The 15,374-nt window shown below is 37.6% G+C and carries 12 protein-coding genes and 6 pseudogenes; 15 read left to right on the forward strand and 3 right to left on the reverse strand.

From position 1 onward, the window contains the following. Position 1: 1 nt before the first annotated feature. Genes SRT_RS04560 through SRT_RS04570 form a run of 3 tightly spaced genes read right to left on the reverse strand, consistent with a single transcriptional unit; the run spans position 2 to position 2,375 of the window. A complete protein-coding gene (locus tag SRT_RS04560) occupies positions 2-730 on the reverse strand; it encodes an ABC transporter permease (RefSeq protein ID WP_128833210.1) in 729 nt (242 codons plus the stop codon). Then, the gene (locus SRT_RS04565; protein ID WP_128833211.1) at positions 727-1,467 is read right to left on the reverse strand and encodes an ABC transporter permease; all 741 of its coding nucleotides are present in this window, start codon (positions 1,465-1,467) and stop codon (positions 727-729) included. The genes SRT_RS04560 and SRT_RS04565 overlap by 4 nt, the downstream gene beginning before the upstream one ends. Continuing rightward, on the reverse strand, positions 1,467-2,375 hold the full coding sequence (locus SRT_RS04570; RefSeq protein WP_128833212.1) for an ABC transporter ATP-binding protein: 909 nt from the start codon (positions 2,373-2,375) through the stop codon (positions 1,467-1,469). Before SRT_RS04570 ends, SRT_RS04565 begins: the two co-directional genes overlap by 1 nt. A gap of 171 nt (positions 2,376-2,546) precedes the next feature. On the opposite strand from SRT_RS04570, the gene SRT_RS04580 reads away from it, so the two are divergent. From SRT_RS04580 to phoU, 15 genes and pseudogenes are all read left to right on the forward strand, one after another. Beyond that, positions 2,547-3,236 carry a response regulator transcription factor gene (locus SRT_RS04580; protein WP_128833213.1) on the forward strand — a complete coding sequence of 230 codons (690 nt, stop codon included), beginning with the start codon at positions 2,547-2,549 and terminating at the stop codon, positions 3,234-3,236. After that, a pseudogene (locus SRT_RS04585) lies at positions 3,237-4,546 on the forward strand (sensor histidine kinase). 169 nt (positions 4,547-4,715) lie between these two features. Beyond that, a pseudogene (locus SRT_RS04590) lies at positions 4,716-5,551 on the forward strand (alpha/beta fold hydrolase). 1 nt (position 5,552) lies between these two features. Then, positions 5,553-6,430: pseudogene (truB, locus tag SRT_RS04595) on the forward strand (tRNA pseudouridine(55) synthase TruB). Between the two features lie 30 nt (positions 6,431-6,460). Beyond that, on the forward strand, positions 6,461-7,393 hold the full coding sequence (locus SRT_RS04600) for a bifunctional riboflavin kinase/FAD synthetase (protein ID WP_128833214.1): 933 nt from the start codon (positions 6,461-6,463) through the stop codon (positions 7,391-7,393). Positions 7,394-7,440: 47 nt separating this feature from the next. Next, positions 7,441-7,854 (forward strand): transcriptional regulator Spx, encoded by a 414-nt coding sequence (gene spx / locus SRT_RS04605; RefSeq protein WP_128833215.1) that lies wholly within the window; start codon positions 7,441-7,443, stop codon positions 7,852-7,854. Further along, positions 7,847-8,124: pseudogene (locus tag SRT_RS04610) on the forward strand (UPF0223 family protein). The gene spx and the pseudogene SRT_RS04610 overlap by 8 nt, the downstream one beginning before the upstream one ends. Next, positions 8,114-8,872: an inositol monophosphatase family protein gene (locus tag SRT_RS04615; protein WP_128833216.1), complete on the forward strand. Its 759-nt coding sequence runs from the start codon at positions 8,114-8,116 to the stop codon at positions 8,870-8,872. Before SRT_RS04610 ends, SRT_RS04615 begins: the two are co-directional and overlap by 11 nt. A 61-nt stretch (positions 8,873-8,933) precedes the next feature. Further along, complete coding sequence (locus SRT_RS04620) at positions 8,934-10,238, forward strand: RsmF rRNA methyltransferase first C-terminal domain-containing protein (protein ID WP_128834033.1); 1,305 nt, start codon at positions 8,934-8,936, stop codon at positions 10,236-10,238. Positions 10,239-10,365: 127 nt separating this feature from the next. Then, positions 10,366-11,198, forward strand: a pseudogene (locus SRT_RS04625) (phosphate ABC transporter substrate-binding protein PstS family protein). A 72-nt stretch (positions 11,199-11,270) separates the two neighbouring features. Then, positions 11,271-12,206 (forward strand): phosphate ABC transporter permease subunit PstC, encoded by a 936-nt coding sequence (gene pstC, locus SRT_RS04630; RefSeq protein ID WP_128833217.1) that lies wholly within the window; start codon positions 11,271-11,273, stop codon positions 12,204-12,206. After that, positions 12,196-13,081, forward strand: a pseudogene (pstA, locus tag SRT_RS04635) (phosphate ABC transporter permease PstA). Before pstC ends, pstA begins: the two are co-directional and overlap by 11 nt. Before the next feature lie 15 nt (positions 13,082-13,096). Then, positions 13,097-13,900, forward strand: coding sequence for a phosphate ABC transporter ATP-binding protein PstB (pstB, locus tag SRT_RS04640; protein WP_128833218.1), 804 nt, complete (start codon positions 13,097-13,099; stop codon positions 13,898-13,900). Positions 13,901-13,911: 11 nt separating this feature from the next. Then, positions 13,912-14,670 carry a phosphate ABC transporter ATP-binding protein PstB gene (gene pstB, locus SRT_RS04645; RefSeq protein WP_128833219.1) on the forward strand — a complete coding sequence of 253 codons (759 nt, stop codon included), beginning with the start codon at positions 13,912-13,914 and terminating at the stop codon, positions 14,668-14,670. Positions 14,671-14,701: 31 nt separating this feature from the next. Further along, positions 14,702-15,355 carry a phosphate signaling complex protein PhoU gene (gene phoU / locus SRT_RS04650; RefSeq protein ID WP_128833220.1) on the forward strand — a complete coding sequence of 218 codons (654 nt, stop codon included), beginning with the start codon at positions 14,702-14,704 and terminating at the stop codon, positions 15,353-15,355. The last annotated feature ends 19 nt before the right edge of the window (positions 15,356-15,374 follow it).

A 15,374-nucleotide genomic window follows, 5' to 3' on the forward strand; every position in this document is an offset into this window, starting at 1 on the left:
ATCAAATAAATCTCTTTTTAAGCTGTCTGACTGCTAAGCCATAAAAGAGAATAATGTAGATGACATTAAGTCCTAGAAATAAGGCTAATTCTGGCAGGGTAAAAGGTATTAAGGTGCGAGCTCGAAGACCTACAGCAACTTGGTCATAAGGAAAGATAGTAAATAGACTGTTCCCAATAAAGAGGGTCATGAGACCAGCCATAGACAAAATAGCAGAGATGAGAATAGGCACTGCAAAGTTTTTCAGGCGAATACCGATAAAAATTTGAATGGTAACAATAGTAATGGTAGCCAGCCAGCCTGTAATAGACCAGAGTAAAAAGTCTGGCAGAAAACTGACAAAAGATACTTTCAAAAGGACAGCGCTAAGCATGTAAAAACATAGCACCAATAATTGACTGATAGCCATAACCACCGATAAACTAGCGATCTTTGCTAAAACAATGCGACTAGATTTGATAGGAATGGTCAAGAGCCGCTGCCAGTTTTTGTTACTTTCCTCAAAGTGACAGCTGATGGAACAGATGGTTCCAATGAGGATAGGGGTAAAAATTTGTGAGGCATAGAAAATCGTTTGTCCCCAGAGGATAGAAGCTTCTGTACCATCAACAAGGTAGTTACGATTAAGGGCAAACAGCATTGTTCCTAATAAGGTCCCGACAAGATTGAAGAAGATAAGTGTTATCGGAATAGCACTTTTCCTGATTTTTTTAAATTCAAATGTTATCATAATAAGTTCGCCTTTCCGATAAGTTTTTTACTGACAAAAATAGCTAAAAGAACGATAAGCAGCAGAGCCACTAATTTTAAGGGATAGCTACTATCGTATTGGAAAAGGTAAGTATGGGCTCCAGTTATCCGCTTAGCAATTCCCATCATTGAGAAGTATTGCCAAGGAACAAAGAAACGAATAGGTAGGGGTAGAGCACTGATACCGACAAATGATAGGAAGGCACCAATTAGACCTGTAACTACCGTCACACTTGCTTTTTGGTAGATAAATGCCAAGCAAAGATGAAGGCAAGATAAGAACATACAGACTAAAAAAGTTGTCAGCAAAGAGAGACTTAATTGAGGAGGTGTTACCTTGACTTGCGCAGCTTGAATGATGAATTTTAAGAAGATGGTTTGTAGCCAACTGACCATAAAGGCAAAAATGGCCATCAAGCTTAGCTTGGCTTTAAAAAGTTGCCAAGGACTTTCATTGCTGGTTTGCAACAGCTTAAAAGTCTTTCCCAAGTGCTCCATTTCTAGTAGTCTGGATGCCAAAACAGAAATAAAAAGCGGTAGGATAAGGTCATTTATGTAGGCCATGTCAAAGATGGCATTGTAGGCTTCATGTGTATTAGCCAGCTCATGAGTGATAACAACACTGATCCAGACTAATTCCACAACAATAATGACAATCAAGGACAGCAAGAAAGAGCGTCTTTTTAATTTAGTAAATTCTAAGCCTAAATTAAGCATTACAAGACACCTCCTTCCCGCCCTGTCATATCAAGAAAGATATCTTCCAGCGATTTACGTACCATGCGGACTTGGTAAATATCAATATTATTTGCCACTAAAAGTTTGACGGCCGCTGCAATGTTAGCTTTGTTGTAATCTTTGAGTACCAAGTCCTGATTTTCTTCTAATTCAAAACCTTTTCGCATCAACAGCTGTTCAGCGAATGCATCATCACTAGTCTCAAAAAGGTATTTTTCATCTTCTTCCAACTTAGTAAGTTGCCCTTCAAAAAGTAGTTTTCCTTTGTTAATAATACCGACAGTGGTAGCCATCTGTTCAATCTCTGACAAGATGTGGCTGGAAATGATGATGGTCATGTCGTATTTTTGTGGCAAAGACTTGATGAGTTTACGGATTTCCTGAATACCAGCAGGATCTAGTCCATTGGTGGGCTCGTCTAAAATCAGTAGTTTAGGGAATTTGACAATGGCTAAGGCAATACCTAAACGTTGCTTCATGCCTAGCGAATAGTTTTTAACTAGCTTATCTTTTTGCTCATAGAGTTTGACAATTTTCAAAACCTTGTCAATATTTTCCTTGGGGAGTTTAAGCAAACGTTGAATAATCTCTAAATTTTCATAACCGGTCAAATTAGCATAGTAGGATGGTTCTTCAATGAGAGAGCCTACATTTGAAAGTAGTGCAATTTGATTGCTGTCGAAATTTTTGCCAAAGAGCTTAATAGAGCCATGCGTTGGTTGCAGCAGTCCTAAGAGCATTTTCATAGCCGTACTTTTGCCAGCACCGTTGGGTCCTAAAAAACCGTAAATTTCATTTTTTCTAACATGAATTGAAAGCTGATTAACGGCTGACTCACCTGAAAAATCCTTGCTTAACTGCTTGGTCTCAATAATGTAATTGTTCATTTTGCTTCTCCTTTAAATCATTTAGGGTCCTGTCGTTCCCTTCTTGACACTTTTCATTATAGTGAAGCTTCTTTATCGCAACCTACTCTCTTCCTTAATTCTTTCTTAATTTTGTTTTGAATTCCTTGGCTCAGAAAACGTATGTTATACTAATTTTATCGAGGTAATAGCATGAATTATAAAGAGAAAGAAATCTTAATTTTAGATGACAATCCAGAAATTTTAGAAATGGTGCAAGAGTCTTTAAGCATTGCTGGCTTTAACAATCTAACAAGTGTGCAATCACAAAAGGAAGCTTTGGAACAATTTGGAGAAAAATCCTTTGATTTAGCCATTTTAGATATCATGTTACCTGAAGGTTCAGGCTTTGAAGTTCTAAAAGACATCCGTAAGACCTCTACAATTCCTGTTTTGTTTTTGTCGGCAATTTCAGATATTGAAAAACAATATCAAGGTTTTGAGTTGGGAGCTGACGATTATATTGTTAAGCCTTTTCGACCAAGAGATTTGGAACTACGAATCCTTTCTATTTTAAAAAGATCCTATCCTGAAAAGGATGATACCCTTATTTTACCTACGTGTCAGGTCAACTTTGGTCAAGCTTTGATTACCAAAGGAGAATTGGAAATTCAGTTGACAGCTAAGGAATACAGTATTCTTAAGGTCTTATATGACAATCAAAATCGCATTGTTACCTTTGATCAACTCTTAGAAAAGGTTTGGGGCTTGCAATATCAAGGTTATGAAAATACTATGATGGCACATATTCGCAAAATTCGACAAAAGATTGAAGCCAATCCTTCTAAACCAGTCAGTCTTATTACTATTAAGGGGCTGGGCTACCAGTTACGGGTGGATTAGATGACAACCTTTAAGTATTTTTCCAAGGTGTTATTAACCTATTTTGCAACCGTGGTTTTTCTGGGGCTGACTGCTATCTTTATCTTTTTATTTGGCAGCTACCACATCATTGACAATATGAGGCAAGGTCAAGAAAAACCTACTGCCCTAGTGCAGACTATTGTCAGTCATGGCCAGTTGCAGTTAAGCACTAAAATAAAAAAACTTTAGATAAGCAAAAGATTTGGCTCATGCTCCTATCTGAGCAGGGAGAGATAAAGAAGTCTTATCGCTTACCAGATAAACTCAATCGCCATTATACTATGGCAGATATTGCTCGCTCATCACGCTGGTATCTGAATGACTATCCTGTCTTTACCTTTGTGGTTGGCAAAGATATCCTTATCCTTGGCTACCCTAAAAGCGCTTATGATAAATTCCCAGCCAACTATTACAATGTGCAGAATTTCTTTGACATTGCCAAGCTAGCTCTAGGTATTTTCTTAGGAACCCTCATGATTTTGCTCCTTATCTACCTTCGTTCCCAGTGGCGCTTTCGCAGGGAATTTAAGCCCATTACTCAGGCCTTATCAGATCTGTCTGATAACCAGCCAGTCGTTCTTGATGAAAAGGGTAACCTGTCTGAAATTAAGGCAGCTCTTAACCAGACTTCCCAGCTCCTTATTGAGAACAAAGAGCTGCGTAGCCATTGGGTCCGCGGCATCAGCCATGATTTGCGCAATCCCCTGACCCTTATCCTAGGCTACACCAGTCAGCTAGAGAGTCTCAATGGCAGCAGCCAGCAGACCCGACAGATTGAGGCCAATATCCATAAGATGGAGCACATTATTTCCAATCTTAACATGAGTTATCTCCTAGAAAACCAAGATATTGAGCAGGAGATGACCATCTTTGACCTCAATAGCCTTCTCAGACAAATCATTGCCGACCTTTACAACACTTACGAAGACCTAGACTTGACTTTTGACCTGCCAGAAGAGGCAACCGTGATTTCTGGCAACAAGACCTTGATGACTCGTGCGGTTAATAATCTGCTCCTCAACAGTCTTACGCATAATAATGAGCCTCAGCTAAGTCTGTCCCTGACTCATAACAATCAGCAAGCCCTGCTGACCATCTCGGATAGAGGTGCTATCACTGATGAGAAAATCCTTGAACTCAACCAGAAATCTCGCAACTATGACACCCATGGCATGGGCACTGTTATCACTAAGCAAATCATAACACTTCATCAAGGTGAGACTGTCTTTTCGGACAATCATCCAGGCTTGAAGGTAACCATTACTTTGCCTTTAAAAGATGACTTTTAGACTTAAGCATTATGTTAGTCACTTTTAAATTATTATTTAAGAATGTTAGCAAACTTCTGACCTTTATCTTTTCATTGAATCGTTTTGATTAACCACCCTTTAGCAATCTATGCTATAATGAAATTTATGACTTCTAACATCAGTGATTAAAAAACGAAGGATCCCTATTATGGTATATGGTGCGAAAAATAAAATCTTGTATTTTAATGGTAAAAGTATGGATTATGCCATGTTTGGTTATGGTGAAGAATCTTTACTGATTATTCCTGGGCTAGGTGATGGTATCGCTACGGTCAAAGGGATGGCTCAAACTTTGTCACTTTCTTATCGAACACTTGCTAGACGATATAAAGTCTATGTCTTCAGTCGAATCTATGAATTGCCGGAAAAGTATAGTACTAAAGAAATGGCTGCTGACATTGCTGAAGCGATGGAAGTCTTGAATATCAGTCAGGTTAATGTGTTAGGAGTTTCACAAGGCGGTATGATTGCTCAGTATCTTGCTTTGGATTTTCCGGATAAGATTCAAAAATTAATTTTAGCAGTGACAACAGGCTCTATGAATGCCTTAAGTAAAAAAGAATTGAACATTGGCTAGACTTAAGTCAGAATGGCTCCTATCAGGAACTAATGCTAGATATTGCTTATCATTCTTACACAGCTGAGAGCTTTGCCTACCTCAAATATGTTTACAAGATTCTGGGAGTTTTTGGTAAAATTAAACATAAAAGACGAATAGTTACTCAGTCTCAATCTTGTTTACGTCACAATACTTTAGCCAGACTGCAAGAGCTTCATTGTCAAACTCTGATTATCGGTGCAGAAGAAGATGATGTACTTAGCGTGGCATCTTCTAAAGAATTGGCAGCAGTTATTAAAGACAGCCGTATAGAAATTTTAAAGCATTGCGGACATGCTCTCTTTGAAAAAAATAAAGATTTTCAAAAACTTGTTTTAGAGTTCTTAGAGAATAAAAATATGCTATACAAAAAGGGAAGACAATGAAATGAACGGAATTATCAATTTAAAAAAAGAAGCAGGGATGACCTCCCATGATGCGGTTTTTAAGCTTCGTAAAATATTAAAAGAAAAAAGATTGGACACGGGGGAACCTTGGATCCTGATGTTGTCGGGGTCCTGCCAATTGCAGTTGGCAAAGCCACACGGGTTCTGGAATACATGACAGAAGCTGGTAAGGTTTATGAAGGCCAAATAACACTCGGTTTTTCGACAACGACTGAAGATGCCAGTGGTGATCTTATACATCGAACACCAGTTGATGAGACTTTGTCTATGGATCTTATTGATCAGGCGATGACATGTTTTATAGGCCAAATAACACAGGTTCCGCCCATGTATTCGGCTGTTAAAGTTAATGGAAAAGAATTATACGAATATGCGCGTGCAGGTCAGGAAGTAGAACGTCCTCAGCGCCAAGTCAGGATTTATGATTTTAAGCGAACTAGTGAGCTGGTTTTTGAAGATGAATGTTGTCGCTTTGATTTTAGGGTTTCTTGCAGCAAGGGAACTTATATCAGAACCTTGGCGGTTGATTTGGGTCAAAAACTTGGCTATGCCAGTCATATGTCTTTTCTCAAACGAACAGCGTCAGCTGGTTTAGATTTCAGTCAAGCTTTGACATTAGCTGAAATCGCTGAGAAAGTTGAAAAGAAGGATTTTTCCTTTATTTTACCAATGGAATATGGTGTTCTCGATTTACCAAGAATAGACTTAAATCAAAAACAAACCAAAGAAGTTTCTTTTGGAAGACGCCTTACACTGCACCATCAGGAAAAATTGTTAGCAGCTTTTTTTGAAGATCAACTGATTGCAGTTTTAGAAAAAAGAGATACCTCTTACAAACCTAAAAAGGTTTTTCTTTGAGAGTGATGTTAGAAAGTACTGGATATCTAAATGGAAATAATAAAAATAGATAGTTATAATGATATTGAGCAGCAAGAAGATTCGGTCTTGGTTTTGGGCTATTTTGATGGGCTTCATAGAGGGCATAAGGAACTTTTTAATCAAGCCAGAGAAATAGCCCAAAAAATGCAACTGAAAATAGTTGTCTTGACCTTCCCAGAGTCTCCTCAGTTAGCTTTCGCACGTTTTGAGCCCGATTTACTTAATCATATTAATTACCCAGAAAAACGCTATCGTAAGTTTGCAGAGTACGGAGTTGACTGTCTTTATTTGACAGACTTTACTTCTTCCTTTGCAAAGATTAGTTCTGATGATTTTATCAAAAACTATATTCAAGCTCTGAAAGCTAAGGCTGTTGTTATGGGGTTTGACTATAAATTCAGTCATAATAAAACGAATTCTGATTATCTTAAGCGTCATTTCACGGGGCAAGTTATTACTGTTCCTGAAGTACAGTATGACGGGAAGAAGATTAGTTCAACGCGCGTGCGCCAGCTCATTAATCAAGGTGATATGACTCAAGTTAATCGTCTTTTAGGTTATGAGTTTTCAACACGAGGACTAGTGGTACACGGTGATGCTAGGGGACGTACAATTGGTTTTCCAACTGCTAATCTTGCACCGCTGGATCGGACTTATTTACCAGCCGATGGTGTTTATGTGGCTGATGTTATTGTCGGCAGGAAGCGTTATCGTTCCATGACCAGCATTGGTAAAAATATCACCTTTGGAGGAACAGAATTGCGTCTTGAAGCTAATATATTTGACTTTGACGATGATATTTACGGCGAGACAATTGAAATCTTCTGGTTAAATAAAATTCGCGATATGATTAAATTCAATGGCGTTAATGATTTGGTTGAACAATTAAAATCTGATAAAGAAATTGCGATAAATTGGGAAAATCATAGCCAAGTGCTTTAAAATCTTGTATAATAAGAGGCAAGTATGAATAAAGGGGTAGTAGATTTATGGTTACCTTATTTTTATCACCTAGCTGTACGAGCTGCCGTAAAGCTAGAGCTTGGCTGAATAGGCATGATGTTGTTTTTCAGGAGCACAATATTATGACTAGTCCTTTGAGCCGTGATGAACTATTAAAAATTTTATCTTATACAGAAAACGGGACAGAAGATATTATTTCGACACGTTCCAAGGTTTTTCAGAAATTAGACATTGATGTAGATGAATTATCCGTCTCGGAATTAATCAACCTTATTTCCAAGAATCCGGGTTTGCTTCGCCGTCCTATTATCATGGATGATAAACGTATGCAAATTGGTTTTAATGAAGATGAGATTCGTGCTTTTTTACCACGAGACTATCGCAAACAAGAACTGCGTCAGGCGACAATCAGAGCGGAAGTTGAGGGAGAAGATGACTAAGAATTACGCTTACCCTTTGGATTTGTCGTGGAGCACTGAAGAGATGACCTCAGTGCTTTCTTTTTTAAATCTGGTAGAAAAGGCTTATGAAAGCAAAGTTGAAGCTGTTCTTTTATTAAAAGTTATCAGAATTACAAAACGATTGTTAGCAGCAAGTCGCAAGAAAAGCAAATCGATCGTAATTTTGAAAAGGTTAGTGGTTATTCTACCTATCGAGCTGTTCAAGCCGCAAAAGCTAAAGAGAAAGGATTCATCTCTCTTGGAAACTAAATTTCAATTTGCTAAAGAACTTATTTATGAAGCAGGGAGTTATATTCGTGATAATATGACAAAAGACCTTGCCATTGAAGAAAAGTCGACTTTTGATGATCTGGTAACCAACTTAGATAAAGCTGTTCAATCCTTGATGGTTGAACGAATCCGTAAGGTTTATTCTCAAGACCATATCTTTGCAGAAGAGAATGGCCTTGTAGCTGATATCAATGATGGTGCCGTTTGGGTTTTGGATCCTATTGATGGAACCATTAATTTTATTGTGCAGGGTTGTGACTTTGCTGTTATGATTGCATATTATGAGAAGGGAATAGGACAATTTGGACTTATTTATGATGTTATGAATGACCTTCTTTACAGTGGCGGCGGTCAATTTGAGGTTAAGGTTAATGATAAGGCTTTAAAACCATTTCAAGACAGACCTTTCAATCGCTCTTTGATTGGTGCTAATAATGGTATGTGTGCCCAAAATGTTATGGGGATTGCCAATCTCGGTCGTCAAACCTTAGGCGTTCGCGGCATTGGCAGTGCAGGCCTCAGTATTTGCCGTGTCTTAGAAGGACGTTTTATAGCATATTTTTCTAATGTTTCACCTTGGGATTATGCTGCTGGTAGTATTATGGGAGAAAAATTAGGTTATGTCACTCTTGATTTGCAGGGTCAAAAGCCTGATTACAAAACAAGACAAAAAATCATGTTTGTTCCTAAAATAAAGTTGAAAGAAATTCAAAAGTATATCAAATAAAGACCTCATTTGTTAAGTCAATTAGGTCTTTGGCTGTTTATAAAAGAAACAATTGAAAAATATGTTATTACCTGATAAATTTGTAGAAAAATATCAAACCATTTTAGGCTCTAAAGCTAAAGCTTTTTTAAAGAGTTTTGATCAAGAACCTATTTGGGCTTTTCGGACAAATCCCTTAAAAAAAGAGCAATTTCCTTTTGAGAATGCTATCGCCAATACCGTTTGGGGACATTATGGTAAAATTTCTGGGAAATCAGCCGAGCATGTTTCTGGTTTAGTTTATTCGCAGGAACCTGCAGCTCAGATGGTTGGTCAAGTAGCAGCGCCGAAAAGAGGGATGAAAGTTCTTGATTTAGCAGCAGCACCGGGCGGCAAAACGACTCATCTTTTATCCTATCTTGACAATAGTGGTATTTTAGTAAGTAACGATATTTCAAAAAAACGCAGTAAGATTCTTGTTGAAAATGTTGAGCGCTTTGGTGCTCGAAATGTTGTTGTTACCAATGAAAGTCCCAAAAATCTCGCTAGAGTTTTTGAGCATTATTTTGATTTGATTGTTTTGGATGCTCCTTGTTCAGGTGAAGGCATGTTTCGGAAAGACCCAGCGGCCATTCAGTACTGGCATGAAGACTATCCAATGGAATGTGCAAGTCTTCAAAAAGAAATCTTAGTGGAAGCCATGAAAATGCTGGCAATAGGTGGTAGTATCGTTTATTCTACTTGCACTTGGGCGCCTGAAGAAAATGAAGCGGTTATCAGGTGGCTGCTTTCTCAATACGATTATTTAGAATTGGTAAATGTTCCTAAGTTAAATGGTATGGTTCAAGGTATTGATATGCCACAAGTGGCTCGTATGTATCCCCATCTTTTCAAAGGAGAAGGTCAGTTTATAGCTAAATTATCAGATAGACGCGCTCCTCAAACTAGGGCTATTAAACCTAATAAAAATCAATTAAAAAAAGAGCAGGAGCAGTTGTGGCAGGAGTTTGCTCATAAACATCTTAACGTTAAATTAGATGGTTTTTATCAGACTTTTGGTGATAATCTGTATCTCTTGCCGCATGGTTTACCCGATATGTCTCAATTAAAAATTGCTCGAAATGGTTTGCATTTGGGGACTTTTAAGAAAAATCGTTTTGAACCCTCCTTTGCTTTAGGAATTGCCCTAAGAAAGGGTGAGGTTGTTCAATCAATAGAAATTGATATAGAACAGTTCAAGGTGTATACTTCTGGAAATATTATTCCCCTTACTACAAATTATGAAAATGGCTGGTATCAAATTCTTATAAATGGTAATGGCCTAGGTTTTGCAAAAGTAGTTGGCAACACTATCAAAAATTATTTCCCTAAGGGCCTTCGTTTTTAATCCTGAATGTTATAGAATACATTTTGCGGAAAAGCTAAGAATTGCAAACCGTTTGATTTATTTTATTGTTATAATTGATAAAGAAAGGAAAGCGGGTAATGAAAAAGAAAAAGTAACTTTATTCGCAATGCTAGCCTTAGCTAGTCTTGTCTTAGCGGCATGTTCCAATTGGATTGATAAAGGGCAGTCAATTACCAGTGTTGGTTCTACGGCTTTGCAGCCCTTAGTTGAAGCTTCTTCGGATGAATTTGGACATGCTAACATTGGCAAAACAGTTAATGTTCAAGGTGGAGGTTCTGGTACAGGACTCTCCCAAGTTCAATCAGGTGCTATTCAAATTGGGAATAGCGATCTTTTTGCTGAAGAAAAAGATGGTATTGATGCCAGTAAGTTAGTCGACCATCAAGTTGCTGTTGCAGGCATTGCCGTCATTACTAACAAAAAAGTTAAAGCATCAAATTTGACCCTTGATCAATTAAGAAAAATTTTCACGGGAGAATATACAAACTGGAAACAGCTTGGCGGACAAGATTTGGAAATTTCGATTATCAATCGTGCTGCTAGTTCGGGTTCACGTGCTACCTTTGACAGTGTCGTCATGAAAGGAAAAAGTGCCAGACAAAGTCAAGAACAAGATTCAAATGGAATGGTGAAGTCAATTGTTTCACAGACACCGGGCGCTATTTCTTACCTCGCTTTTGCTTACGTTGATAAGTCCGTGAAAACTTTAAAATTAAATGGTTATGAACCAACCGTTAAGAATGTCACAACTAATAATTGGCCACTCTGGTCTTATGAACATATGTATACTAAAGGAGAAGCCAAAGGTTTAACCAAAGAATTTTTAAAATTCATGATGAGTGACAAGATTCAAAAGGTGTTGTGACCAGAATGGGTTATATTTCTGTTAATGATATGAAAGTTGTTAAGCGTGCAGATGGTACTGTAACTGCTAAATAAATTGCATAGAGAAGAAAATAAGATTTCTATTTTTCTTGTTTGAGTTCTTTTATCTTGATGTATGGAGGAATCATGAAAAATCAAGAACTTGCTAAAAAGCTGACATCGCCTTCCAAAAATTCTCGTTTGGAAAAATTCGGAAAGTTGATTACGCTTTTCTGCTTAATCTTAATTGTTATTATTGTAGCAATGATTCTTATTTTTGTTGCCCAAAAGGGATTGTCAACCTTTTTTGTGAATAAAATCAATCCTCTTAAATTCTTGTTTGGGACAGAGTGGCAGCCAAATGTTAAGGGAGCTGATGGTAAACCATTACTTGGGGCTTTGCCGATGATTTTAGGTTCTTTTATTGTAACTATTTTATCTGCTGTTATTGCGACTCCTTTTGCTATTGGAGCAGCAGTCTTTATGACTGAAATTTCACCTAAGTACGGTGCCAAAATTTTACAACCTGTCGTTGAGCTTTTGGTGGGGATTCCTTCAGTTGTTTATGGATTTATTGGCTTGCAAATGGTGGTTCCTTTTGTGAGATCTATTTTTGGTGGGACTGGTTTTGGGATTTTATCAGGGGTTTTTGTCCTCTTTGTTATGATTTTACCGACAGTAACCTTTATGACAGTTGATAGTTTAAAAGCTGTTCCCAGACATTATAAGGAAGCCAGTCTTGCTATGGGAGCTACTCGCTGGCAAACGATTTGGCGTGTGATTTTAAATGCTGCTAAATCTGGGATTTTTACGGCTGTTGTTTTTGGAATGGCACGGGCATTTGGCGAAGCCTTAGCCATCCAAATGGTTGTGGGCAACTCAGCTGTTATTCCAACTTCCTTGACAACACCTGCGTCAACTCTGACTTCAGTTTTAACAATGGGAATCGGTAATACCGTTATGGGAACCGTTCAAAATAATGTCCTTTGGTCTTTAGCTTTAGTTCTTCTTGTTATGAGCTTGGGCTTTAATTTGTTGATGAGATTTATTACAAGGGAAGGTAAGAAAAATTATGAGCGCTAAGAAACTTGATAAATTAGCTACAGGTATTCTTTATACAATTGCAGGTATTATTGTTGCCATCTTGGCTTCGCTTTTACTCTTTATTCTTGTACGGGGGTTGCCTAAGGTCAGTTGGCACTTTTTGACCGGCCGTTCTTCTTCTTATGAAGCTGGTGGTGGTATTGGTATTCAGCTTTATAATTCTTTCTTTCTTTTGGTCGTGACATTAATTATTTCCATACCCTTGTCTATGGGAGCAGGGATTTATTTATCGGAATATGCTAAAAAAGGGCGTTTGACAGATTTTATACGTACTTGTATTGAAATTTTGTCTTCTCTCCCATCAGTTGTTGTTGGACTTTTTGGTTATTTAATTTTGTTGTTCAATTTCAATATGGCTTTTCCATTATTTCAGGTGCTTTGGCTTTAACTGTTTTAATTTACCGCAAATGACACGCAATATTGAAGATAGTTTGCGCAATGTGCATCATACTCAACGCGAGGCTGGTCTTGCTTTAGGCATTTCTCGGTGGGAAACTGTTTTACATGTTGTCATTCCCGAAGCACTTCCGGGGATTGTGACGGGGATTGTCTTGGCTTCTGGTCGGATTTTTGGTGAAGCAGCGGCACTTATCTATACAGCAGGTCAATCGGCACCTGCTCTTGATTGGGGTAATTGGAATCCACTTAGTGTTACCAGCCCGATTTCCATCTTTCGTCAATCTGAAACTCTTGCCGTTCATATTTGGAAAGTTAATAGTGAAGGCACTATTCCGGATGCGACCAAAGTATCAGAAGGAAGCGCAGCAGTTTTACTTATTTTTATTTTGATTTTCAATCTGTCTGCTCGTTATATTGGTAAAAAATTACATGCTAAGTTGACATCAGCAGCTTAAAGGAGAAGAAAATTAATGACTGAATATAATTGGAATGAAAGACATATCATTACTTTTCCTGAAGAAATCTTGGCTTTGTCAACGAAAGATCTTCATGTTTATTACGGCGAAAAGGAAGCCATTAAAGGAATTGATATGCAATTTGAAAAAAAGAAGATCACTGCTTTAATTGGCCCTTCTGGCTGTGGGAAATCTACTTTTCTTCGTAGTTTAAATCGCATGAATGACACTATTGATATTGCTAAAGTGACTGGTCAAATTTTATTTGAAGGTATTGATGTCAATGCTGCTAATATTAATGTTTATGAAATGCGCAAACACATTGGTATGGTCTTTCAAAGACCAAATCCGTTTGCGAAATCCATCTATAAAAATATTACCTTTGCTTACGAACGCGCTGGTGTTAAAGATAAACAATTTCTTGACGAAGTTGTTGAAACCTCTTTAAAACAAGCAGCTCTTTGGGAACAGGTGAAAGATGATCTTCATAAATCCGCTTTTACACTTTCGGGTGGACAGCAGCAGCGACTCTGTATTGCGCGTGCCATTGCTGTTAAGCCGGATATCCTTTTGATGGACGAACCGGCTTCTGCTTTGGATCCAATTGCAACTATGCAGCTAGAAGAGACTATGTCTGAACTTAAAGAAAACTATACTATTATTATCGTTACGCATAATATGCAGCAGGCGGCCCGTGCTAGTGATTATACCGCTTTCTTCTATCTAGGAGATTTGATTGAGTACGATAAGACAAATAATATTTTTCAAAATGCTAAATTGCAATCGACAAGTGACTATGTATCTGGACACTTTGGATAGAAAGGAAAGAGATGACAGAACCTATTTTAAAAGTAAACGATCTTTCTGTTTACTATGGTAAAAAAAAGGCACTTCATAATGTATCTATTGATTTTTATCCTAATGAAATCACTTCGTTAATTGGACCATCAGGATCTGGTAAGTCAACTTTGTTACGTGCTATAAATAGAATGGGTGATCTGAATCCCGAGGTGACAGTTACAGGTTCGATTATATATAATGGTCACAATATCTACAGCCCTCGAACAGATACAGTTGAGTTACGTAAGGAAATTGGTATGGTTTTCCAGCAACCTAATCCCTTTCCAATGACTATTTATGAAAATGTTGTTTACGGTCTTCGTTTAAAAGGTGTTAAAGATAAGAAAATTTTGGATGAAGCTGTTGAAAAATCTTTGATAGGGGCTTCCATTTGGGATGAGGTTAAAGACCGTTTACATGATTCAGCAATTGGTTTATCAGGGGGGCAGCAGCAACGTGTTTGTATTGCTAGAGTGTTAGCAACAAGCCCTAAGATTATTTTGTTAGATGAACCAACTTCAGCCTTAGATCCTATTTCAGCAGGAAAAATTGAGGATACACTTTATGGTTTGAAAGAAAAATACACAATGCTTGTGGTGACACGTTCTATGCAGCAAGCTTCACGTATTTCTAATCGTACAGGATTTTTCTTAGCTGGTGATTTGGTAGAATATGGAAATACCAAAGAAATGTTTATGAATCCGCAAAAGCAGGAAACCGAAGATTATATTACAGGTAAATTTGGATAGATAAATTTAGAGATAGAAAAGAGATGAGAACATGTTAAGAACACAATTTGAGGAAGAGTTAGATAAGCTGCACAATCAATTCTACGCTATGGGAACAGAGGTGCTGGCACAAATTAATAAAACAGTTCGCGCTTTTGTCAGTCATGATCGTGATTTGGCAAAAGAAGTTATTGCTGAAGATGATGTTGTCAATGAATATGAAACGAAACTGGAAAAGAAATCTCTTGAAATTATTGCACTGCAGCAACCTGTTTCTAATGACTTAAGAACAGTAATCACTGTCCTTAAGGCCTCAAGTGACATTGAACGTATGGGTGATCACGCCTCATCTATAGCTAAAGCAACTATCCGAATGAAAGGTGAGGAACGCCTTTTAGATGTTGAAAAGCAAATCAGTGAGATGGGAAAGGCTGTTAAACATATAGTGGAAGATGCTTTAAATGCTTATATTAATGGCGATGATAAAAAAGCATATGAAATTGCGGCAACAGATGAGATTATTGATAATTACTTTAAAGATATTCAAAATTTAGCTGTTGAAGAAATTAAGAAAGCACCTAATGCGGCTTTTGCAGGAAAGGAATATTTCCAAGTTCTGATGTATCTTGAACGTATTGGTGATTATGCAAGAAATATCTGTGAATGGATTGTTTATCTTAAAACTGGCAAAATCATTGAATTATGATATAATATATTCTTAGAAT

Origin of the sequence: Streptococcus troglodytae (assembly GCF_002355215.1) — a bacterium.
GTDB lineage: Bacteria > Bacillota > Bacilli > Lactobacillales > Streptococcaceae > Streptococcus > Streptococcus troglodytae.

Excerpts from the sequence above, each read along its gene's own strand:
- SRT_RS04560 (WP_128833210.1), bottom strand. The coding sequence starts at position 730 with ATGATAACATTTGAATTTAAAAAAATCAGGAAAAGTGCTATTCCGATA.
- SRT_RS04565 (WP_128833211.1), bottom strand. The coding sequence starts at position 1,467 with ATGCTTAATTTAGGCTTAGAATTTACTAAATTAAAAAGACGCTCTTTC.
- SRT_RS04570 (WP_128833212.1), bottom strand. The coding sequence starts at position 2,375 with ATGAACAATTACATTATTGAGACCAAGCAGTTAAGCAAGGATTTTTCA.
- SRT_RS04580 (WP_128833213.1), top strand. The coding sequence starts at position 2,547 with ATGAATTATAAAGAGAAAGAAATCTTAATTTTAGATGACAATCCAGAA.
- SRT_RS04600 (WP_128833214.1), top strand. The coding sequence starts at position 6,461 with ATGGAAATAATAAAAATAGATAGTTATAATGATATTGAGCAGCAAGAA.
- spx (WP_128833215.1), top strand. The coding sequence starts at position 7,441 with ATGGTTACCTTATTTTTATCACCTAGCTGTACGAGCTGCCGTAAAGCT.
- SRT_RS04620 (WP_128834033.1), top strand. The coding sequence starts at position 8,934 with ATGTTATTACCTGATAAATTTGTAGAAAAATATCAAACCATTTTAGGC.
- pstC (WP_128833217.1), top strand. The coding sequence starts at position 11,271 with ATGAAAAATCAAGAACTTGCTAAAAAGCTGACATCGCCTTCCAAAAAT.
- pstB (WP_128833218.1), top strand. The coding sequence starts at position 13,097 with ATGACTGAATATAATTGGAATGAAAGACATATCATTACTTTTCCTGAA.
- pstB (WP_128833219.1), top strand. The coding sequence starts at position 13,912 with ATGACAGAACCTATTTTAAAAGTAAACGATCTTTCTGTTTACTATGGT.
- phoU (WP_128833220.1), top strand. The coding sequence starts at position 14,702 with ATGTTAAGAACACAATTTGAGGAAGAGTTAGATAAGCTGCACAATCAA.